The sequence below is a fragment of the Dactylosporangium darangshiense genome, assembly GCF_039537565.1.
GTDB lineage: Bacteria > Actinomycetota > Actinomycetes > Mycobacteriales > Micromonosporaceae > Dactylosporangium > Dactylosporangium darangshiense.
Map to the genome: position 1 here is coordinate 166,524 of NZ_BAABAT010000020.1, position 22,173 is coordinate 188,696.

Annotated in this window: 19 protein-coding genes; all 19 read right to left on the reverse strand. The window is 71.6% G+C overall.

The features are described 5' to 3' along the window. Positions 1–47: 47 nt before the first annotated feature. A complete protein-coding gene (locus ABD901_RS31820; protein ID WP_345132285.1) occupies positions 48–707 on the reverse strand; it encodes a hypothetical protein in 660 nt (219 codons plus the stop codon). 34 nt (positions 708–741) lie between these two features. Next, complete coding sequence (locus ABD901_RS31825; RefSeq protein ID WP_345132287.1) at positions 742–1,362, reverse strand: hypothetical protein; 621 nt, start codon at positions 1,360–1,362, stop codon at positions 742–744. Positions 1,363–1,372: 10 nt separating this feature from the next. Continuing rightward, positions 1,373–2,293, reverse strand: coding sequence for a phosphate ABC transporter ATP-binding protein (locus ABD901_RS31830; RefSeq protein WP_345132289.1), 921 nt, complete (start codon positions 2,291–2,293; stop codon positions 1,373–1,375). Positions 2,294–2,334: 41 nt separating this feature from the next. Next, the gene (locus ABD901_RS31835; RefSeq protein WP_345132291.1) at positions 2,335–3,297 is read right to left on the reverse strand and encodes a sortase; all 963 of its coding nucleotides are present in this window, start codon (positions 3,295–3,297) and stop codon (positions 2,335–2,337) included. A 64-nt stretch (positions 3,298–3,361) separates the two neighbouring features. Further along, positions 3,362–4,552, reverse strand: coding sequence for a WxL protein peptidoglycan domain-containing protein (locus ABD901_RS31840; protein ID WP_345132294.1), 1,191 nt, complete (start codon positions 4,550–4,552; stop codon positions 3,362–3,364). A 91-nt stretch (positions 4,553–4,643) separates the two neighbouring features. After that, positions 4,644–5,942, reverse strand: coding sequence for an Ig-like domain-containing protein (locus tag ABD901_RS31845; protein ID WP_345132296.1), 1,299 nt, complete (start codon positions 5,940–5,942; stop codon positions 4,644–4,646). A gap of 190 nt (positions 5,943–6,132) precedes the next feature. Then, positions 6,133–7,362, reverse strand: coding sequence for a hypothetical protein (locus ABD901_RS31850; protein WP_345132298.1), 1,230 nt, complete (start codon positions 7,360–7,362; stop codon positions 6,133–6,135). A 231-nt stretch (positions 7,363–7,593) separates the two neighbouring features. Continuing rightward, the gene (locus ABD901_RS31855; RefSeq protein ID WP_345132300.1) at positions 7,594–10,209 is read right to left on the reverse strand and encodes a hypothetical protein; all 2,616 of its coding nucleotides are present in this window, start codon (positions 10,207–10,209) and stop codon (positions 7,594–7,596) included. Continuing rightward, positions 10,209–11,819, reverse strand: coding sequence for a phosphate ABC transporter substrate-binding protein PstS (locus tag ABD901_RS31860; RefSeq protein ID WP_345132302.1), 1,611 nt, complete (start codon positions 11,817–11,819; stop codon positions 10,209–10,211). Before ABD901_RS31860 ends, ABD901_RS31855 begins: the two co-directional genes overlap by 1 nt. 62 nt (positions 11,820–11,881) lie before the next feature. Then, positions 11,882–13,183 carry a phosphate ABC transporter permease PstA gene (gene pstA / locus ABD901_RS31865; RefSeq protein WP_345132304.1) on the reverse strand — a complete coding sequence of 434 codons (1,302 nt, stop codon included), beginning with the start codon at positions 13,181–13,183 and terminating at the stop codon, positions 11,882–11,884. Continuing rightward, positions 13,180–14,178: a phosphate ABC transporter permease subunit PstC gene (gene pstC / locus ABD901_RS31870; RefSeq protein WP_345132306.1), complete on the reverse strand. Its 999-nt coding sequence runs from the start codon at positions 14,176–14,178 to the stop codon at positions 13,180–13,182. The genes pstA and pstC overlap by 4 nt, the downstream gene beginning before the upstream one ends. After that, positions 14,175–14,681 carry a hypothetical protein gene (locus tag ABD901_RS31875; protein ID WP_345132308.1) on the reverse strand — a complete coding sequence of 169 codons (507 nt, stop codon included), beginning with the start codon at positions 14,679–14,681 and terminating at the stop codon, positions 14,175–14,177. Before ABD901_RS31875 ends, pstC begins: the two co-directional genes overlap by 4 nt. Before the next feature lie 421 nt (positions 14,682–15,102). Then, positions 15,103–15,804 carry a DUF427 domain-containing protein gene (locus ABD901_RS31880; protein ID WP_345132310.1) on the reverse strand — a complete coding sequence of 234 codons (702 nt, stop codon included), beginning with the start codon at positions 15,802–15,804 and terminating at the stop codon, positions 15,103–15,105. 17 nt (positions 15,805–15,821) lie between these two features. Beyond that, on the reverse strand, positions 15,822–16,703 hold the full coding sequence (locus ABD901_RS31885) for an alpha/beta fold hydrolase (protein ID WP_345132313.1): 882 nt from the start codon (positions 16,701–16,703) through the stop codon (positions 15,822–15,824). A 62-nt stretch (positions 16,704–16,765) separates the two neighbouring features. Then, positions 16,766–17,821, reverse strand: a complete 1,056-nt coding sequence (locus ABD901_RS31890; RefSeq protein ID WP_345132315.1) for an NADPH:quinone reductase — start codon at positions 17,819–17,821, stop codon at positions 16,766–16,768. A gap of 122 nt (positions 17,822–17,943) precedes the next feature. Beyond that, positions 17,944–19,005, reverse strand: a complete 1,062-nt coding sequence (locus ABD901_RS31895) for a Gfo/Idh/MocA family oxidoreductase (protein WP_345132316.1) — start codon at positions 19,003–19,005, stop codon at positions 17,944–17,946. A gap of 173 nt (positions 19,006–19,178) precedes the next feature. Continuing rightward, positions 19,179–20,360, reverse strand: a complete 1,182-nt coding sequence (locus ABD901_RS31900; protein ID WP_345132318.1) for a cytochrome P450 family protein — start codon at positions 20,358–20,360, stop codon at positions 19,179–19,181. Next, positions 20,357–21,604, reverse strand: a complete 1,248-nt coding sequence (locus ABD901_RS31905; RefSeq protein WP_345132321.1) for an MAB_1171c family putative transporter — start codon at positions 21,602–21,604, stop codon at positions 20,357–20,359. Before ABD901_RS31905 ends, ABD901_RS31900 begins: the two co-directional genes overlap by 4 nt. Before the next feature lie 7 nt (positions 21,605–21,611). After that, on the reverse strand, positions 21,612–22,166 hold the full coding sequence (locus ABD901_RS31910; RefSeq protein WP_345132323.1) for a M48 family metalloprotease: 555 nt from the start codon (positions 22,164–22,166) through the stop codon (positions 21,612–21,614). Positions 22,167–22,173: the final 7 nt, after the last annotated feature.

Genomic DNA, 22,173 nt, shown 5'->3' on the forward strand with positions numbered 1-22,173 from the left:
GCGCGATGCCCGCCATGGCGGTCACGTCGGTGCCGGTCACCGGCAGGTTACCCCCGGGCGGGGCGCTCGAGGTGGGCGTCGATGGCGCTGCCGACGACGACGCGGCGCCCGCCGAAGCCCGAGGCGGACGCGGACGCGGAATGGGACGTGGAGTGCGACGCCGACGGGGACGCCGACGCGGAGCGCGAGGCGCTCACCGACGGGGTCGGCGTCGGCGGCGTGCTGCCGTCGTGCACCTGCCAGGTGCCGTCGGCGTGGAAGTCCACCTGCACGGCGTCGAGGTAGGTGCCGTGCGCAGCGCCGGTGCGGCAGTCGATCATGAACAGGAACGACTCGGCCGTGCCGGGGGTCCCGGCCAGGAGCTGAACCGCGGCCATGTCGACGTTGAAAACGGTGCCGAAGCCCGGGATCCGCGACTGCGGCCCGACGACGTTGAGGGAGATGGTCTGCTCGACGTGCAACAGGTCGATCGTGTTGACGTTCGCCAGGTTGGTGCCGCCCGGGCACGCGCTGTCGGCCACGAAGCTCGGCGTGTCGGTGCCGCTGCCGGACGTCGGGGTCAGGTGCAGGCCACCGAGGTTGATGCCGGGAGGCACCGGGTTGGGCATGGCGGTCATGGCGATCGAGGGAACGAGCAGGCTCACCCCGATCGCCCCGAGAGCCGCCGCGAACGCGAGGCCCAGCCGTTTCGAGAGCGTGGTCTTCATGAGGGAGACGCCGACCTTTCTGATATCCGATCGATCAGACGGTGGACTTCGTGCGGCGGCGACCCAGGACGAAGAACAGAACGGCCCCGGCGCCGATCAATGCGACCGTGACGCCGACCAGGACATACACTTCCACCGATGAATCGTCCTCGCTCGCCGCGCCGCCGGCCGGCGGCGAGCTCTCCACCCGCCAGCCGCCGTCGGCCTCGAACGCCACGATCACGGCGTCGGTGTAGACGCCGTGGCCGGCGCCGGTGCGGCAGTCGACCATGAGCAGGAACTTCTCGGCCGTCCCCGGAGTGCCGGCGGCGGCCTGGACGGTGTTCATGTCGGCGTTGAACGCGGCACCGAAACCCTTGTCCTGGGTTGCCTCGCCGAGCACGTTCTTGGAGATGGTCTGCTCGACGTTCAGCAGGTCGATCGTGTTGACGTTCGCCAGGCGGGTGCCCTCCCGGCACGCGTGGTCCGCCTTGAAGCTCGGCACGTCGCTGCCGGTGCCGGAGCTCGGGGTCAGGTGCAGGCCGCCCATGGTGATCTGCGGCGGGATCTTCTCCGGCAGGGCGGCCACAGCGGCACCGGGTGCGAGCGCGGTCGCGCCCGCCAGGCCGAGCACTGCGGCGGCCGCGAGGGCGATCCGCTTCAGGGAACCGGTCATCGTCGGCACCTCAGCCGAACCGGCCGTGCACGTAGTCCGACGTGCGCGGGTCCTGCGGCGTCGAGAACATCGCCTCGGTCGGGCCGTGCTCGACGATGTACCCCGGCGTGCCCTGCTCGGCGAGGAAGAACGCGCAGTGGTCGCTGATGCGCTGTGCCTGCTGCATGTTGTGCGTGACGATCACGATCGTCACCTCGGCCACCAGTTCCTTGATGGTCTCCTCGATGACCCGGGTCGACGTCGGGTCCAGCGCCGAGCAGGGCTCGTCCATCAGCAGCACCCGCGGGCGCACCGCGAGCGACCGGGCGATGCACAGCCGCTGCTGCTGGCCGCCGGAGAGCGCTCCGCCGGGCTGGCGCAGCCGGTCGCGCACCTCCCGCCACAGCCCGCCCTTGATGAGGCACTCCTCGACGAGGGCGTCCTTCTCCGAACGGGTCTTGCGCTGGCCGGTGAGCTTCAGGCCGGCGAGCACGTTGTCGTAGATGGACATCGCCGGAAACGGGTTGGGCTTCTGGAACACCATGCCGACCTGCCGGCGGGCGTCGGTCAGCCGGCGCGCCGCGTCGTAGATGTCCACGCCGTCCAGCAGCACCTCGCCGGCCAGGCCCGCGCCTGGGACCAGCTCGTGCATCCGGTTGAGGATGCGCAGGAACGTCGACTTGCCGCAGCCGGACGGGCCGATCAGCGCCGTCACCCTGCCCGCCTTCATGGACAGCGACACCCGGTCCAGGACCTGGTGGTCGCCGAACCAGGCGCTGATGTCGCGGGCGTCGAGCCCGGCCAGCGACGGCAGATGGCGATGGGCGCCGAGGTAGTCGTCGTACGCGGCGAGCGCCTCGCTGGAGGTGACCCAGCCGGCATCGGTGAGGGTGTCGGTGTGCTCCAGCGCGCCCGGTGGCATGGGCATGGTGTTGTCGTTGGCTCGGCTCACGGTGCAACTTCCTCGTTCATATCAGATCGGTAGAAGTCGGTTCATATCAAGTTCGGTAGAAGCCGGGAGACCTGGTCGGCGGTCGCGATGCCCAGGAAGAGGACCACCGGCACCGCCACGATCCAGGTCTGCCAGCCGCCCCAGAACGCGCGCGCGGCGGAGAGCAGCCCGACCGCGAGCACCAGCGCCTCGCCGATGAAGACCAGGGGGAACCACACGCCGCGGTCGATCGCCATGACCTGCTCCGACGGGTACAGCTCGGATGTCTTCAGCACCGAGTTCGGCTTCGGGAAGGCCTCCGTGGTCAGGTCCGCGTCGACCCGCAGCGCGTCGGAGGGCACGAACATCCCGCCGTACGCCGTCGTGAGCACCAACCGCCCCTTGCCCGCGGCCACCGGCGGCGGCTGTGCCATGCCTCCGTGGCGGATGTCCAGCACCGTGTAGCGGCTCTTGCCCTGGCCGGTGATGACGGTGAACTGGTCGCCGGGCACCAGCGTCTGCAGGGCACCGAACGGCCCGCCGTACGTGGTGGCCTTGCCCATGATCACGCTGACGCCGGCCTGGCCGGGCAGCGGCGTGTCCCGCCGGTGGCCCGGCCCCCTCTGCAGCACCTCGCCCGTGGTCCCCTCGAAGACCACTTCCTTGCGTTCCAGCTTGGGGATCTCGAGCACCGCGACCGGCGTGCCGAGCTCCAGCAGCTGTTTGGGGTCCGTCGGCTTCGTCTGCCCGGTCGGCGCCGTGCCCTGCGCGAGGTCGACGCGGAAGTCGGCGAAGGCGGTCAGCTGCGCGCGGTCGTGGTGGAGCCGGGACAGGAAACCCACGTAGGCGCCGAACCCGAGCAGCGTCAGGGAGAGGATCGTGATCGCGGTCGTGACCACCTGGACGCCGGGCGACGCACGGCGCGGGACCCGCGGCGGCGGTGGCGCGGCGAGTCCCGGCGGCGGTGGGACGACGTGCGGCGGTGCTGCCGGCCCGTTGGCCGGCAGCACGTCGGACGCGGTCATGGAACCCTCACAAGATCACTCGAAACCAAATCACCCGAAGCCAAATCACTCGAATCGACTTGGGTCATCCCGAGGCCCCGGTGCCCCCGCCGCCCGCCTTCGCGGCCATGGCCTTCTTCTTCAGCTGCTCGACCGTCTCCTGGCGGGCCTTCGCCACGGCCTCGGCGACCACCTGGTCCTGGCGGCCGCGGCGCATCCTGCGCACCCAGCGGAACGCGAAGAACCCGCCGACGAGCAGGAGCACGAGCAGGAGCAACGGCCACGGCGTCGCCCACAGGAACGCGTCGGACTCGACGGCCTGCGGCTCGTTCGGCGCCTTCGGCAGGCCGAGCGCGGTGATCTGGCTGGGCACGACGCGGACGTCCGCGGTCATCGGGCCGAGCGGGTACACGCCGTCGAGGTGCGCGCTGATCTGCACCGTCGAGCCGGGCAGCAGGTTGGGCATCGTCGCCGGGTTGGCGCTCGCGACCTTCAGCCAGTAGAGGCCGTGCACGGCGACCTCGGGGTTGAGGTTGAGCCGCACGTTGCCGGTGTTGTGCACGGTCAGGGTCACGTCGGTACTGCCGCCGCCGAACGGGTTGGCGGTCCCGTGGTAGCTGGCGCTGACCGACTCGATGGTGATGCCCGGGTTCAGCGGGCCCGCGACCCTCAGGTACAGCGGGACACCCAGCCGGCGGTCGACCTTGACCGGGCCGTTGGCGGTGTTCTCCTCCACGCCGATCGAGGCGACGATGCCGCCGGTGTGGTCACCGGGCGTGGCGGTGGCCGGGACGGTGAGGGTGATCGGCTCGATCGCGCGCTCGTTCGGCTTGAGGGTGACGCTGGTCTTCAGGATCGACACCCAGGCGCCGACATCCTTCGGCTTCTCATCGGCCGGCTGCAGCTGCAGGGCGCCGGCGTTGCCGTTGAGCGCGTCGGTGCCGTAGATCTGGAACGTCACCGGCGCCGAGCTGAAGTTCGTCACGGCGACGTAGTCGTGGATGGCGGTGCCGGGCTTGACGTCGCGGTAGGAGAACTCCTTGCGACTGTCCGGCCCCTGCGCGCTGGACGGCTGCACCGACCACCGGATCGAGCCCGGCGGCGCCGGCTCGACGCCTCCGCCGGCGTTGGTGTTGGCGGCCGGCGCCGACGGCGTGGGCGTCGGCGAGGGCGCCGCACCGGCCGGGGTACCCGTAGCCGCGATCGCGGCGGCGATCAACAGGCCAAACACGACGCTGGTCGCGCGCGATCGGCGCGGGGGGCGCGGGGTCGTCATCTCAGCACGTCCATTCACTTCGATGGAGCTCTCACGGCTGCTGCGGGGAGGGGCACGCGGCCGGGCCGCGCACCCCTCCCCTGGTCAGGACCTAGGCGAGCGGGGTGCCGCCGAGGCCGGTGATCGTGATCGTCGCGGCGTACGTACCCGGCGTGGTGCCCTTCGGGAAGTCCAGAGCGAGGGCCGCACCGAGCTTGCTGTCGCCGAGACCCTTGCCGGCCTGGGCACCGCCCAGAACGCTGGCGGACGTCAGGCCCGGGGTGGTCCCGGTCGCGACGGCGGCACCGGCGGAGACGTTCGCCGCCGGGTTCTGGGCCACCACGGCCGGGGTCCAGCCGAGGCTGGTGCCCGGGAAGTGCTTGGTGGCGTCAGTGGTGTTGGTGAACTGGCCGACCTGGCCGGTCACGGACCAGCCGGGAACGGTCTGGTCACGACCGTCGGAGATGTTGACGTTCTTCAGCGTGCCCTCCGCGTGGAAGTGGCGCGCGTCGCCCGTGCCCGTCAGGTGGGCAGTGCCCAGGTCGACGATGCCCGGGTCCACCGTCATGGTGAACACGCCCTGCTCCTGCGGAACGCCGACCTGGATGGTCTCGGAGCCCGTCAGGGTGTCGCTGCTGACGGCGATCGTCGCCGGCGCGGTCGAGTTCGAGTCCGCGTAGGCGGCCGCGTTGCCCGAGTGGAACGTCGCGGTGATCGTGTGCGAGCCCAGCGCGAGGGCGGCCGACGAGAAGGTGAAGGTGCCGCTGCCCGACGGGGTCGTGAACAGCGTGGTGGCGCCTTCCTTGAACTCGACGGTGCCCGTGGCAGCCGCGGGGCTGACCGTGGCCGTGACCGTCACGTTGGTGCCCGGGGGCACCGTCTGGGAGGCCGGGGACAGCGTGGTGGTGGTCGGCTGCTGGACGGGGCCCGAGCCGTGGATCTGCCAGCTGCCGTCGGCCGCGTAGTCCACCTGGACAGCGTCGGTGTAGGTGCCGTGACCGGCACCCGTGCGGCAGTCGACCAGGAACAGGAACGACTCGGCGGTACCCGGGGTACCACCCAGCGCCTGGACCGTGTTCATGTCGGTGTTGAACGCGGCCCCGAAGTTCGGGCTCACGGCCACCGGGCCGGCCACGTTGTTGGAGATCGTCTGCTCGACGCCGCCCAGGTCGATCGTGTTGACGTTCGCCAGGTTGGTGCCCGCCGGGCAGGCGTGCTCGGCAACGAAGGTCGGGGTCTCGCTGCCGTTGCCCGACGTCGGCGTCAGGTGCAGGCCGCCCATCGTGATCCCACCCGGGATCGGGTTGGGAAGCTCGGCGTGGGCGATCGAGGGAACGAGCAGGGTCGCGCCCATCGCCCCGAGCACCACACCGGCCGCGAGGGCCTGGCGCTTCAGGGAACTGGTCTTCATCTGGGGCTACACTGACCTTTCTGCTAGAGGGCAATGCCCGCTGCACAGCCCTGGACCGCCCTGGGGATTGGGCCCCCAGGGAGTCTGTGGATTGCGATCAATCCAGGGACGTGCACGGTGTGGAGCCGGAGGGTCCGGTGCCCGGTCGGTAGGTGACCCGCCGGCCAGGCACCGACCCGATCAGTCGTCCTTAGCCGGCGGCGTAGGCGCGCAGACCGTCAACGATCGCGCCGCAGGTGTGGCCCAGCGGAGCGCTGTTGAGCAGGCCGAAGCCGTAGTTCAGGATGACCGAGGACTTGCCGCAGAGGCCCTGGCCGGGACCGAAGACCGCGTAGAGCGACGCGTCGAAGGCCGCGTTGCCCACGTTGACCTTCGACCACTCGACGACGTTGTAGACCTCGCGACGGACCAGGAAGCTGGAGTTGAGGCCGCCGGTCTCCACCGTCGGGAACGCGCCGGTGAGCGGGTTGAACACCGCGCTCGTGGTGACGTTCACCAGGCTGTGCAGGTGGGCGTTGTGGCGACGGTCGCCGTGACCGTTGCGCTGCGAGACCCACTGCGCGATCGAGAACGGCGCGATGCCGAGCGCGTCGGCCTCGAGGACCGTGCCGTCGTGCTCCTCGACGAGCGTGCCGGTGTAGTCGGTGCCGTTCCACGCGTGGTCGTGGACCCAGTTCGGCACGGTGGTGATACCCATCTTGCCGAGCCAGTAGGTGCGGGTGCCCGAGCCGTTCTGCGGGATGTACAGGTGGATCGGGGTGGCGCCACCGGCGCACGGCGCGACGTTGCACTGCGGGTCGTACGTGACGCCGTTGACCGTCACGGCCGTGCCGTCACGGTACAGCTTCTGCAGCGTGCCCTGGCCGGTCGGCGAGTTGTTCGGGTCGAAGCTCAGCGCGTTGTAGTTGGTGGCGGTGGCGTCGCCGAAGTGCTGGCTCGCCACGGCAACCGCGTCCAGCGCGAACGGGATGTAGGCCCAGCGACCGTTCGTCGACTGGTTGGTCCCGGGGTCGCTCGACGAGCGGGCGAAGTCGATGCAGCCCAGCTCGGGCAGGTCGACCTCGTCCGGGAACGTGCCGGAGATGGCAGCCGCGACGTTGCCCGACTGGCGCAGCGCGGTGACGCCCTGGCCCGAACCGTTCGGCCGGTTGAAGGTGCAGCTGCGCTTGCCGCTGATCACCAGGTGCTGGGCCTTGGTGATCGGGTCGATGGCGTCGTACGAGCCGACGACACCGAGGCCGATGGCGTCGGCAGCACCGTTCATGACGTCCTGGGTGGTGTCGGACCCGACACCCACCAGGCCGGCCACCGGGTCGGCGGAGGCGGGCCCGGTCACGCCGACGACGAGACCCGCGGCGACGGTGGCCGTGGCGATACCGCCGACGAGCAACCTCCGCACGAGCCGCTTCGCGTTGTTCATGTGCGTCCTTTCCTGCGATGGGGGCCGCAATTCCCGCTCCGACTCGGAGCGAGCGAAACAATCTTCTGGAAACGTGACCGGGGCCCGATACCGAAAGTGCATGGAGGCTCGCGATACTTGCGGGCACGCCATTCTTAAGCACCGGTTAAGCGGATATGTAGTTCCGTTCCACTGACCGTCGGCTGTCGTTCACCGAAACGGTCACTGCGGTGCGGCTGGGCGTGCAGTGCCTCATGGAGGGGTCCGGCGGCTGAGGGCGAACCGGAGCAACGGCCCGCCGACGGAACCGGCCAGGCCGGCGATGATCACGACGAGCAGCGCCCACCGGATCACGCCCACCGCCTGCGGCGGTGTGGTCATCGCCGCGGGCACCGGGCTCGCCGTGGTGGTGGTGAAGGGCGGCGCGGACGAGGTCGACGCCGACGGTCGCGCACCGGTGTTGGGCACGCCGCTGGAGCCGCCGCCACCTCCCCCGCCGCCGTTGTTGCCCGTTCCGGTGCCGGCCGTGGTCGTCGTGGTGGTGGTGGCCGGGTTGAGGAGAACGTTGGCGGCGGCCGTGGCGGTGTCGCGCAGGCGCTGCGGCAGCGGAAGGTACCCGTGCGGCAGGTTCCCGGGGTCGACGCCGGGGGTCTGGCCCTCGTTGACCGCGAACTTGATGAGCGCGGCGTAGTCGGCCAGCGCCGCCTGCTCCTGGTTCTTGCGCACCGCCGCGTAGGTGACGGCGGTCAGTGGGTACGCGCCCGCTCCCGGCGAGGCCGGGTCCACCTGCAGCAGCCCGCTGGAGTCCGGCCTGGCACCGCTGACGGCGGCGGCGACCGTCGCCTCCGTCGGCGACACGCACCCGGTGCCGTCGGACTTGCACAACTGCGCCGGGATGACGCCGTAGTTGGCCAGGCTCGCGGAGTCCATGACGCCCCACATGAACACCTGGCCGGGGAACTGGATCGGGAAGGGGACGGACCACCAGCCCGACGAGCCGTCGGGCGCCCGCGCGGTGGTGTCCCAGTCGGCGCCTTCGGGGTTGTTGGCCTGGCGCACCCGGGCCGCGCTCTCGTCGAAGTTCTCCATGTAGGGCAGCAGATCCAGCGTGCAACGGCCGCGGTCCGTCTCGCCCTGCACGCCGGTGTTGTAGCAGTGGTTGGGGCGCGGGAACGAGTCCAACGGGGCGTTGTTCAGGCCCAGGTCCTTGTAGAGCGGGTTGACGACCATGTTGTTCTCGTCCTTGGCGCCGCCGAGCCAGGCGCGCGCGGCCGAGTCGGTCAGAACCCAGGCCCAGACCTGCTTGATGATGCCGGAGTGCTCCGCCGTCAGCAGCGGTGCCATGAGCGAGGCGCCCGACCGCTCGCCGATGTCGGGGTTGACCTTGATGAACTCGGGGTCCTGGGTCATGAACATCGGGTTCTGCCGGGCCCACTCCGGGCCGCTGTTGCCGAAGCTCGGCAGGTCCGTGAGGTCGCTGCGGTAGGACTGGGTCAGCGCCTTGGCGACCAGCCGCGGCGTCAGCTTGACCGGCGTGCTGACGTAGCCCTTCAAGAGGTTGACGTGGAAGCCGAAGGTGACCGCCGATACGGCGACCGGTGCGTACACCAGCGGCGGCAGGGCCGGCGGTGTCGAGCCGCTGCGTATGGCCTCGCTGCCGATCGGCACGGTGGTGAAGGTGAGCCCGGTCTCGGACATCGGGTTCGACATCTCGGCGGTGTTCGACGCCTCCGGGGTCGCGGAGTACCCGTAGAGCGTGTGGCAGTTCGCGGCGTTGTTCAGCGCGAGCTGCCACGAGTAGACCGCGTGGGAGACGAGCTCGCTGCCCTGCGTCTGGCGCTCCTTGGCCGACCCGATCGGGCAGTTCGGCTCCACCGGGCTGTAGCCGAGCCGGACCTGAATCCGCTGGGCCCACGTCGAGGAGCCCAGCGGCGACTCCTGGATGGCCGCACTGATGCCGTCGCCGCTGAGCTTCCACCCGTTCGGCTCGTAGCCGCCCCGCGGCACGACGACCAGCCAGCAGTCGCGCGGCTTGCCGTTGGTCTGGATCTCACCGCAGCCGAGCCCGGGCGCCTCGCGACGGGTGAGGGTGTTGAAGAACACCTCGCCGGTCCCGTCCGGCCGGGTGGTGGCCTGCTGGATCTCGTTGCTGTTGAACTTGTTGAACGGGAACAGGGCCGGATCGAAGATCTTTTCCCCGGTGTCGGCCGGGATGAACGGCACCGTGTACGTGCCCTTGCCGCCGCCCGGGTACTGATGGGTGTAACCGGGCGCGTCCGGGTCCTCGGCCGGGTCGCAGCCCAGCAGCGCCGGCTGGCCCTCGCGCGTCATCGGCGGGTCGGTGACGCTGGGCGCGTGGCTCTCGCAGGTGGTGCCCGCCCGCATCCCGGTGTTGGTGCCGCCCGAGTTGGCGATCTTGAGACCGGTGGCGCCGAACTGGCAGGTCTCCGGGTCCGGCCCGGCGGTCGTGTCGCCGTAGCACTCCATGAACTGCAGGTAGTGCGCGACGAACTGCCCCTGGCCCGTGGTCTCGATGCCGCCCTTCCAGGTCACCTGGATCGCCTGGTGCACCAGGTTCTTGGTCTGCCCGACGGTGACCTCGAGGTTCTTGAAGTCGTCGTACATGAAGGCGTACGGGCTGTTGGAATCGCGCGGCTTGACGACCGTCTGGTTGTCCTGGCCGACCAGCCCTGCGTCCCAGCGGACCGTGACCGCGGTGTCGGTCACCCCGTTGCCGGTGATCTGGTCGACGGTCGAACCCGCCGCCCGAGCCGGGTCGACCGGCCCGAGCGCGACGAGCCCGAGCGCGGCCACCACGGCGGCGAGGCCGCTCGCCGCGCGCCTGCGTGCCGGCGTGTTGAGGACCATCAGAAGCCTCCCGATCCGTCGCGCCGGCGGCGGTTCGCGCCGTACTGCGCGGTCAGCGGCGGCACGAGGGCCAGGCCGAGCAGCAGCGCCGCGGCGACCACCATGAGGACGACCTCGAAGCCGTTGTACAGGCCGGGCGCGGTCGAGACGGCCGCCGCGTCGACCTGGTTCGATCCGCTCTGGCCACCGCCGCCCGAGCCGCCGCCGCCCTCGCAGATGCCGGTGTCCGCGTCGCAGTTCTGGGCGCCACCGGCGCTGGCGCTCGCCGACGGGTCGGCACTGGCACCGTTCCCGGCGCCGTTGCCGCTGCCATCGCCATTGCCGCTGCCATTGCCGTTGCCGCCGTTACCGTTGCCGCCGCCACCGCCGGGGTTGGCGCCACCGGTGCCGGTCGTGCACTGGTTGGGCCCCTTCTTGTCGCAGGCAGGCGGGAAGGGGTCGTTGTTGGCCAGGGTGTTGGTGCCGTCGGTGGAGAAGGTCGGGTTGTTGCAGGTACGCATGTCCGACGGGGGCGGCACCTGGGCGCCGGGCACGAGGGCCAGCTGACCGAAACCGGCCTGGACCAGGTTGATCGGCAGCGCCGAGTAGCCGAGCGCGTTGACCTGACTCTGCCCCTGGCACAACAGATACTTGCCGAAGTCGCCTAGTGTGTAGCCCTTTTGCGCGTTGAAGCCGAACTCGGTCGTTGTCGGCAGGATCATGTACGAGTACGAGGACAGCACGTACGTGCGCGAGTCCGTGTTCGTGTACACCTTGCCGAGCTTCTGGGTCAGGTAGGTGGCCCGGTTGTTCTTGTCCATGTCGATCTCGGCCACGAGCAGCGACACGGCCACGTGGCCGGCGGTGGGCTCGGTGTAGTAGCCCGCCTGGTTGAGCACCTTCGCCACCGGGAAGCCGGCCTGGATCGCGTAGGAGTACTCGACGTAGCCGATCGAGCCGACCGCGCCCTCCTGGCTGACGTAGCCGGAGACGCCGAGGTCGCCCGGCTGGCCGATCATCGGCGAGCCGCCGAGCACCGGGTACGCCGACGTCTGGGTGCACGGGTTGCGCCCGACCCTGGCGCAGTACGCCGACCAGTACTGGCCCTGCGTCGCGATCATCCACTGGGTGAACTGGGCGCTGGAGCCGGAGCCGTCGGAGCGGACCACCGGGACGATGGTGATGGCCGGCAGGCTCAGGCCGGGGTTGTCGGCCTTGATCGCCGGGTCGTTCCACTTGGTCAGCACGCCGGTGAAGATCTTGGCGATGTTCTCGCCCGACAGCCGCAGGTTGGTGACCCGCTTGGTGCCGATCTTCAGGTTGTACATGAAGGTCGTGCCGCCGGCGGTGTCCGGCATGTAGACGTACCCGCGCGGCGGCGGGTCGTCGTTGCTCTGGCCGTCCTTGACGCCGTAGGGGATGTCGGAGGCCGCCCAGTCGAGAGTGCCCTCACGGAACTTGGACCGGCCGGTGGTCGAGCCGCTGCGCTCGTAGTCGACCCGCATGCCGTACTGGGCCACGTTGCCGATCCACGCGTGGAACGCGTTGTACGACCAGGTGGAGCCGCCGCCGGAGATCGGCACGTAGGTGGCCGCGACCGCGGGGCGTGCGGGCCCGACGAGACTGATCATCGCGCCGAGAAGCACCGTGATGGCCGCCGCGGTACGGCGACGCCATCCGAAACGCCGAGGATTCATGGTCCGGCCTCTTCCTGCCTTTCAACAGTGACTGGGTGTGCCACGCCGATGTGTGCGTGCCGCGCCGCCATGCGCCGCGCGTCGCGGCGCGAGGCGGCCGCGCGGGCGCGCCGGCCGCGAGCGGTGAGCTCGCCCGGGCCGCGACCACCGATCACGCGGGCGATGATGAACAGCAGCAGCACGAGGATGAGCAGGACCGACGCCGTGCCGAAGCCGCGGGCGATCTCGTTCTTCTCCGGCGCCTGCACCTGGGTGAAGGCCAGCAGGGGCAGCGACATCATCGAGCCGTGCAACGGGTTGAGGTTCATGTAGCCGGTCGCGCCGGCGGTCAGCAGCACCGGTGCGGTCTCGCCGATCGCGCGGGCGGCGCCGAGGATCACGGCGGTCGCCAGGCCCGAGCGGGCCGTCGGCAGGAGCACGTGCCACGTGGTGCGCCACCGGCTCGCGCCGAGCGCCAGGGACGCCTCCTTGAGCGAACCGGGCACCAGCCGGAGCACCACGTCGGAGGCGCGGATGATGATCGGCAGGATCGTCACGGCGAGCGCGCTCGCGGCCGCGAAGCCCGACGGCCCGAGGTGGAAGATCAGGATCAGGGTCGCGTAGATGAACAGGCCGGCGATGATGTCCGGCAGGGCGGTCATCGCCTCGACCACGGTCCGGATGAACCGCGAGAAGCGGCCCGGCACCTCGTGCAGGTAGATGGCCGCGATCAGGCCCAGCGGCACCGCGATCCCCAGCGCGATCCCCAGCTCGATGAGCGTGCCGATGATGGCGTGCAGCACGCCACCCTTGGTGAGCGGGTCGGTGGCCAGGGTCGCGCGCACGTCCTCGGTGTAGAAGTTCAGGTGGATGATCGCGCGCCAGCCGCGCTGCAGCGTGTACTCGATGACGAACCCGAGCGCGGCGATCAGCAGCAGCCCGAGCGAGTGCACGACGAACGCGCTGATGCGGTCGCGCATCACCGCGCGGCTCTCGTCGAAGGAGACCAGCGCCGCGTAACAGAGGACGATCACGAACCAGGTCACGATGACGTACCCGAGGGCGCCGGTGAACGGGCCGAGCTGCGTCCACAGCACCCCGGTCGTCGTGGTCCCCGCGGCGAACGCGCCGATGATGGCGAACCAGTCGCTGCGCCGCAGCCCGCTGGTGCGGCGCCGGCGCTGGTCGTTCGGCCCCGTGGGGCGCGACGGCACCGTGGTCGCGTGCGCCTGCGGGCCTTCCGACCGCGTGACCTCCGGACCGCCCACGACCTCGGTCGTGTCGGCGGCCGTCGGCTGGACCCCGCGGAGCACGGTCATACCTCGCTCACCGCGCCGGAGCGGGACCGGGAGACCACGAAGGCCGCGCCGAAGTTGACGAGCAGGGTCAGCACGAACAGCGCCACGCCGGCGGCCATGAGCGCCGAGATGCCGAACGGGCTCGCCTCGCCGTAGCGCAGCGCGATCAGCGACGAGACCGAGCTGGTGCCGTGCTCCAGCAGGCGCGGCTGGATCTCGAAGCGCGGCGAGATGATCATGACGACGGCGATGGTCTCGCCCAGCGCCCGGCCCAGGCCGAGCATGGTGCCGCCGACGACGGCGCCGCGGCCGAAGGGCAGCACGACGCTGCGGATCATCCCCCAGCGGGTGGCGCCCAGCGCGTACGCGCCCTCGCGCTCGCCGACCGGGGCCAGGCCGAACGCCTCGCGCATCACCGAGCAGGCGATCGGCGCGACCATCAGCGCCACGACCACGCCCGCGATGAACGTCGAGGAGGTGTACGCCGTCTGCGTGGCCAGCGGGTCGTGCCGCTCGACGCCGCCGACCTTGAAGATCGGGATCCAGCCGAACCAGTCGGAGATCCAGCGGGACAGGCTGATGATCTTCCATTGCAGGAAGAACGCGCCCCACAGGCCGAACACGACGCTCGGCACGGCCGCCATGAGGTCCACGAGCGCGACCAGTGTGCGCTTGATCCGCCGCGGCGCGTACTCGGAGATGTAGAGCGCGGTGCCCATGGCCACCGGCACCGCGACCGCGATCGCGACGAACGCGATGAGCACGGTGCCGACGATCACGGCGGCGATGCCGAAGCCGCCGCCGTCGGGGTTCCACTGCTCGGTGGTGATGAAGCTGAGCCCGGCGGCGCTCAGCGCCTGCCAGGCCCGGTAGGCCAGGAACGTGCCGACGAGCACCATGAGCACCAGCACGAGGCTGCCGCCGCCGCGGGCCACGCCCCGGAAGACCTTGTCGGCGAGGCCGGCGTTGTCGACCAGCTTCCGCTTGACCTGGGTCGGCATCATGTCGCTGCTCATCGCATGCCCCGCACGGGCTGGCTCAGGGCGCCGAGCGGGCGCCGTTCGTGCATGGCGACGACGCTGTCGGCCAGCTCCGCCTCGGCGGACAGCTCGACGAACTTGGCCGCGCCGAGCGAGCTGTCCTGATCCCGCTGGTACCAGCGGCCGCTGATGGCGACGGCCGCGCCGTCCAGCTCGAGCCGCCAGCCCCAGCGCCCGGCCGGCCGGTCGTAGATCGGCACCTGGACGAGCCGGTCGAGGCCCTCCTGCAGCTCGGCGAAGGCGCCGAGCGCCAGCTCGTAGGTGGGGAAGCTGAGCGCACTGCGGCCGAGCTCGTGGTTGTTCGTCCCGATCAGCCGCCAGGCGTACCACTCGCCGCGCCAGGCCGCGTCACGCGGTGTGGACTCGGCAGAGCCCGCGGCCGCCAGTGCCTCGACGGGCACCGGCGCCAGCGACCATCCCATCCGGTGCGGATGCACCGAAGCCGGTCCAGACAGCACCTGCATACGCACCTGGGGCATCAACCATCTCCAGCCTCGCTCTGCGCACACCCGTTCGAGATGCCGGGGCGCAATGTGGTGAACCTTGCAAGGCCGAGCCACGCGCCGAGGGAGGGATAGTGAACGCCGAACGAAGCGTGGGTCGCCGAATATGGATCGCAACCGTTTCGGCGGTTGAACACGGAATGAGTTGCCCATCGACAATCAACCGTTCAGCCGACCTTGAGCCGGCCCGGCGCGACGGCATTCGGGTCCAATTTGGGCGATTGGCGTGTTGGTGCATACGACCTCAGGAAATGCGGCCGGAGCCGCGAGATCCATGCATCGCCATATTCAGCAGGGCGGCGCTTTGCCGCCGATTCACCCGGCGCGTGGATAGGGACAGATGCACGCAGCGGGCCGCCACCTACTTACGGTGGCGGCCCGCTGCGTGCGGCTGCGGTCAGGCGGATGCGACGGTGATGTCGACCTTCTCGTTGTAGAAGCAGACCAGGCCGGCGATCGTGCGGCTCTCCGGCAGCGGGGTGCGGTACGACCACACGACGTCCTGGTGCAGCGTGTCGCCGATGCGCACCGACCAGTACTCCGCCGTGCCCTTGTAGGGGCAGGTCGTCACGGTGTCGGTGTGCTCGAGCAGTTCCATGCGCACGTGCGGCTTCGGCAGGTAGTACCGCACCGGCAGCCCGGTCTCGAAGAGCATGCGCGGCGACGTGGACTCGGCGACCGTGACCCCGCCGATGGCGACCCGCACGAGGCGGGAGCTGGGCAGGATGTCGACGCGGGTGTACGGGTCGCGGGGGTGCGTGAACACCTCCTCGTCCTCCTCGAACCAGGCGTCCAGCGCGCCCCACTCGAAGCGGTAGTGCCCGCGGATCTCCTCGATCGGCGAGTCCTTGTAGAACAGCACGGCGCCGGCCGCCGTCCGCCCGCCGGCGGTGACCGTGCCCTGCTCCGCGTCACCCCGGCTCGGCGAGTGCACCCGTTCGCCGTCCGGCGTGATCAGGTCCTCGCGCACGTCGGCCGCCGGCAGGTAGTACGCGGGATAGTGCGGGTTCTCCCAGACCAGCAGCGGCCGCGGCGTGTCCGCTACGGCCACGCCGCCCAGGTAGGCGCGCACCCGCTTCGCGCCCGGAACAACCTTCACGCGTCCTCGACTCGTCGTCATACCCAAGTGTCGCTCGGTCGCTGCCGGGCCAGAAAACCGGCGAGGATCGGGGTCGCCTCGTCCAGGTGGGACTCGAGCAGGAAGTGCCCGCCGTCGAGCAGGCGGACCTCGGCGTCGGGCAGGTCGCGGTGGAACGCCTCGGCGCCCGCCGGGCCGAAGATCCGGTCGTTGCGGCCCCACATCGCCAGCAGCGGCACCTGCGTGGACCGGAAGTAGTCGTGCACGGCCGGGTACATCGCGACGTTGCTGGGGTAGTCGGCGAAGAGCGCCAGCTGCACCTCGCGGTTGCCGGGCCGGCTGACCTGCGCATAGTCGTGCAGCCATGCATCGGGGTCGATGACATCCGGATCCGGTACCCCGTGCAGGTACTGCCATCGGATGCCGCTCTCGCTCAGCGCCTCCAGCAGGGGCTCGGCGTCGTGCGGGGAGCGGCTGTCGGCGTACTGCCACAGCGGGTCCCAGAACGTGTCGACGAAGCCCTCCTCGTAGGCGTTGCCGTTCTGCGACACGATCGCCCGCACGTGCTCGGGGTGCCGCAGGGCCAGCCGCCACCCGGTCGGCGCGCCGTAGTCCTGCACGTACATGGCATAGCGGTCGATGCCGCGCTGCGCCAGGAACTCCTCGACGAAGTCGGCCAGCCGGTCGAAGGTGTACTCGAACTCGGTCACCGGCGGGGTGCCGCCCAGCCCGAAGCCGATCAGGTCGGGCGCGATGACGTGGTACTCCCCCGCCAGCCGCGGTATGAGCTCGCGGAACATGTGCGAGCTGGCCGGCGCGCCGTGCAGCAGCACGACGTGCGGCGCGGCCGGATCGCCGGCCTCGCGGTAGAAGACGGTCTGCCCGTCCACGTGCGCGGTGCGGTGATGAACGTGAGCCACGGATCAGACCTGCCCCGCCGCCGCGGGAGAACCCCGGCGGCGGGGCGGCACAAGGGGTGAGGTCAGGAGCCGGCCGAAGGGCTCACGTCGATCAGGACCTTGCCGACGGCGCCGGACTCGACGGCGGCGTGCGCCGCGGCCGTGTCGGACAGCGGGAAGCGGTGCAGCGGCACGCCCGCGTCGGCGCCGAAGCGCAGGCCGCCGTCGGCGAGGGCGGCGTTGACGGCGGCGATGCCGTCCGCGAGGGCTTCCGGGCTCACGGTGTACAGCAGGATGAACTGCCAACGCGAGTTGAGCACCATGTTGCGGCGCACATCGAGGATCAGCGGCCCGCCGCCCGAGTCGTTCGCGTAGATCGCGATCGTGCCGCCGTTGCGCAGCCGCGCGAGGTCCAGCTCGGCGTTGTGCGCGGCGGCCACCTCGACCACCACGTCGGCGCCGCCCGGGAGCGCGTCGCGGATCTGCGTGGCCGCGTCCGCGTCCTTGTAGTTGACGACGCGGCCCGCGCCCGCGGCCCGGGCCAGCGCGGCCTTCTCCGGGCTGCTGACGGTCGCCACGACGGACGCCCCGGCCCACGTGGCGAGCTGGATCGCGGCGTTGCCGACGGCTCCAGCGCCGCCCGCGACGAGGACGTTGAGGCCCTTGAGCGCGCCCGGCGCGAGGCGCCGCGGCGCGCCGTCGTGCACGGTGAGCGCCCGGTGCGCGGTCAGCGCGGGCACGCCGAGGCACGCGCCGGCCTCGAAGCCGACGCCGTCGGGCAGCCGCGCCGCCCGCTCGGCCGGCACGACGGTGTACTCCTGCGCGGTGCCGCTGCCGGGCCGCTGGTAGGCCGACAGCAGCAGCCACACCCGGTCGCCGGCCGCCAGGCCGGTCACCCCCGGGCCGACGGCGTCGACGACACCCGCGCCGTCCTGGTTGGGCACGGCGCCGTCGGCCGGGATGTCCGATGTCGCAGTGGCGCCGGTGCGGGACTTCCAGTCGGTCGGGTTGACCCCGGACACGACCACCCGCACCCGCACCTCGCCGGGGCCGGGCTCGGTGAGCGTCCGCTCCGTCTCACGCAGCACCGCCGCGGCTCCGAACTCGTTGTGCACGATCGCCCTGTAGGTCTGGGTCATGAGCCCAAATCTACGACCGGGGGCCGTCGCGTCACCTCCAGGCGGATCGTGTACCTGCCGGCGGCGAGGGTGAGCGTGCGGGTGGTCGTCGACCGGCAACGCCGTGATCGCCGGCCGAACGATCAGGAGGACAGGCGGACGACCTCGCCCCGCTCGGCGGAACGGCGGGCGGCCTCGAGGACCTCGAGCGTCGCGATCGAGCCGGCCGGGTCGACCGGGGCGGGGCCGCCGTCGCGCAGCGCGGCCGCGAACCCGGCGTAGAACTCCTGGTACGCGCCGGGCTCGGTCGGCACGATCCGCTCCTCGCCGTCGGCGGTGAGCGTGCCGTAGCTCGCCGGGTCCTCCTGGCCCCAGCCGGGCTCGGTCGGGCGGTGCCCGGCGCGCAGCGCGTCCTCCTGCACGTCCAGGCCGTACTTCACGTAGGCGCCACGGTCGCCCAGGATGCGCAGGCGCGGGCCGGCCGACGCGGCGAGCGCGGTCATCCACAGGTGGGAGCGCACGTCCCCGGCGTGGCGCAGCGCGACGAACACGTCGTCGTCGGTGGTGAGGCCGGCGCGGCGGGTGTGCACCTCGGCGTACACCTCGCTCGCCGGGCCGAACAGCTGCAGCGCCTGGTCGACGAGGTGGCTGCCGAGGTCGTACAGCAGGCCGCCGACGTCGGCCGGGTCGCCGCTCTCCCGCCAGCCGCCCTTGGGCACCGGGCGCCAGCGGTCGAAGCGGGACTCCAGCCGCAGCACCCGGCCGAGCTCGCCGGCCTCGATGAGCCGGCGCGCGGTCAGGAAGTCGCCGTCCCAGCGCCGGTTCTGGTACACGGTCAGCAGCAGCCCCCGCTCGGCGGCCAGCGCCGCCAGCTCCGCGCCCTCGGCCGCGGTGCGGGTGAGCGGCTTGTCGACCACGACGGCCAGCCCGGCCTCGAGCGCGGCCCGGGCCAGCGGCGCGTGGGTGCGGTTCGGCGAGGCGATGACGACCGCGTCGAGCTCGCCGGCGAGGGCCCACAGCTCCTCGGCCCGCTCGACGAGGCGGGCGTCCGGGTAGGCCTCCGCGGCGGCGGCCCGCCGGCCCGGGTCGGCGGTGACGATCGCCGACAGGCGCAGGCCCGGCGTGGTGCTGATCAGCGGCGCGTGGAACGCCGAGCCGGCCAGGCCGTAGCCCACCAGGCCGACGCGCAGGGTGGAGTCGCTCATGGCCCTAGTCTTCAGCACGGCGCCACCGTCGATGGATGACAGGGCCGCCCGCGGGACCGGGCGGTCCCGGCTGTGAACAAGACCACCCGATCGATAGACCTTGGTACATCCGGCTCATATGCCGTAAAGTGATCGGTGGGACCGGCGTCTTCCCCCGTGGATGCCGGTCCCTTTCAGTGCTTCAGAGCCACGCGCAGCGTGGCCAAGGAGCGGCTGCGGAACGAGCGGCGCCAGGCCGGCCCGTCCGGCGCCTCCGCCAAGGTCAGGCGCGGGAAGCGGCGCAGCAGCTCGCCCACGGCCACGTCGGTCTCCAGGATCGCCAGGGCCGCGCCCAGGCAGTGGTGCGGGCCGTGTCCCAGGCCCAGGTGCGGCGCGCTCGGGCGGCGCAGCCGGAACTCGTCCGGGTCCTCGACGACCGACGGGTCCCGGTTCGCGGCGGCGAGGCTCAGCAGCACCGTCGCGCCCTTCGGGATCGCGACAGAGTCATAGGTCAGGTCCTCCCGGGCGAACCGCCGGATCGACAGCTGCGCCGCGGGCTCGTGCCGCAGCGTCTCGTCGATCGCCGCGCGGCGCAGGCCGGCGTCCTCGCGGACGTCGTCGAGCAGCTGCGGCCGGCGCAGCAGGGCCAGGACGCAGTTGCCGATCAGGTTGATCGAGTTCTCGTAGCCGGCGAAGATCGTCAGGAAGGCCAGCGACGTGAGCTCCTCCTCGCTGAGCCGGTCGTCGGCGTCGTGCGCCGTGATCATCGCGGTCAGCAGGTCGTCGGTGGGCTCGGCGCGCTTGCGGCGGATGAGGTCCACCAGGAACCCCTCGATCGCCATGACCGCGCGGGCCGGCGCCTTCGGGTCGTCGGGCGGCGGGCTCATGAGGGTGTTGGTCCAGGCGCGCATCCGGTCGGCGTCCGCGTCGGGCAGGCCGAGCAGCTCGCAGATCGTCGCGATCGACAGCGGCGTGGCGTACCCGGTCAGCAGGTCCGCCTCGGCGTCCGCGGCGAGGCGGTCGAGCAGGTCGTTCGCGGTCCGCTCGATGCTCGGGCGCAGCGCCTCGACCCGGCGCGGCGTGAACGCCGGCGCGACCAGCCGGCGGATCCGGGTGTGGTCCGGCGCGTCCATGTTGAGCAGGTTGGCGTCGAGCCGCGGCGGGAGCGAGAAGCCGGCCCAGCCGCCGGAGGAGTTGCGCTTGTCCAGCGACAGCCGCGGGTCGGCGAGCGCGGCGCGGACGTCCTCGTAGCGGGTCAGCAGCCAGATCGGCGAACCGTCGGGCAGCGTCACCTGATGCGCCGGGCCGCTTTCGCGAAGGGTCGCGTAGAAGCCGTGCGGATCCGCGAGCAGCGCGTCCATCGCTGCGGTGGTCATGTCCTACTCCCGATCTGGTCGCTTCCGGCGACTGGCAACTCTGATGCGCGCATTGCCCGGGCGACGGCGACGAGCCAGCGCACCTCGGCGAAGAAGTCCTCGTGGTCGACGCCGGGCGCCTGCGGTCCGGCGTCCGCCGAATCCGCCGGCCGGGCGGTGGCCGGCAGCGCGGCGCGCCAGGCGTCCCATCGCGCCCGCCGCTGCTCCTCGTCGCCGCCCTGCGCCTCGACGCGGCGCTCCGTCTCGTACGCGATGCAGGCCGCCACGATCTGCGCGGCGGTGCCCGCCGCCGAGGCCGCGGCCGCGGTGTCGTCCATGTGCGGTCGCAGCTGGCGGATGCCGTCGCCGATCTCGACCACCCGCCGGCGCAGCCGCCGTTCCACGTGGCGCACGACGCCGCGGGCCGGCGAGGCCGACGGGTCCAGCACGACCTCGGGGACGGTGACCGCGATGGCCTCCCACAGCGGGTACATCTGCCGGTACGACCGGCGCTGCACGTGCCAGGCCGCGATGCGCGACAGCCGCGGGCCGAAGGACGGCAGGGTCAGGCCGACGATGACGAGCATCGCGCCGAGCGCGGCGAAGATCGGCACGAGCGCCTCGAGCCGCTTCGAGTCGGTGCCGACCAGGCCCTCCACGAGCGTCACCGCGCGGACCACGCAGTACAGCAGGCCGAGCCCGGCGCCGATCGCGGTCAGCCGCAGGCCACGGCTCAGCCACACGCGCCCGGCGGCGCGCGCGTAGGGCAGGCACAGCCGGGCGATGTCGGAGAAGCCGAGCGCCACCATCGCGATGTAGCAGCCGAGGTACGCCGCGTAGATCGGGTCGTTCGCGTAGGTCGCGGCGGCGTCGGTCGGGTGCTCGTCCTGCCGGCTCGCGGCGGTGAACAGCACCGCCATCGCGACGAGGACGCCGAGCACCCAGACGATCCGCCAGCGGGCGCGCCGCCAGCTGCCGGGCTGCGGCTCCGTCCAGAAGATGATGATGCACTGGATCGTGCCGGAGAACGCGATGACGCAGCTCTGGCTGATGAGCAGCGACAGGTTGGGCACCGCCACCGCGTGGTCGATCCGCGCCCACACCGCGGGGGTCGACACGGTGAAGATGACGCCCAGCAGCGCGAAGGCGGCGCCGACGGAGTACAGCGACGGATCCCTCGGGTCCTGGCGCAGGCCCCGCACCAGCCGGTAGGCCAGCGCGACCCACGCGAGGGCGGCCGCCAGTGGGTACAGCACGCCGTTCACGCCGGCCTCATTCCTGGTCTCCGAGCGCGCGTTCGATGCGCGTGATGACGCCGGCCGCGCCCTCGGGCACGTCCCACCGCTGTTCGCCGCGCCACGGGTTGAGCAGCTCGAACAGCTCCGTGCCCAGCTCCTCGGCCTCGCGCTCGGCGGCGCCTTCGAAGCACGTGCGGGCGAGCGTGCCCTCGACCGGCTCGCTTTCGCCGGGCTCGAGCAGCGTGGCGCGCACCGCCGCCGGGTCGAGGTTGGGCAGCAGCCGCCGGATCGCCTCGGGGTCGTCGAGCTCGAGCAGGTGGTGCCCGTGGATGAGGTGGGCGAGCTCGTGGCACAGCACCATGTCGCGCAGCCAGCGCGGCGCGGCGGCGTCGATGATGATGTTCAGGCTGTTGGCGCGCACCGCGACCCAGCCGCTGGGCAGCTCGGGCGGCATCGCCACGTAGAGCCGGTGGATCGGCTTGCCCACGCGCTCGCTGACGACGTCGCAGAGGACGTCCGGGGTGACGTGCTTCGGCAGGGACAGCCCGGCGGCGACGCTGCCGCGCCGGCGCGGCCGTGCCCATCTCATCCGTCCA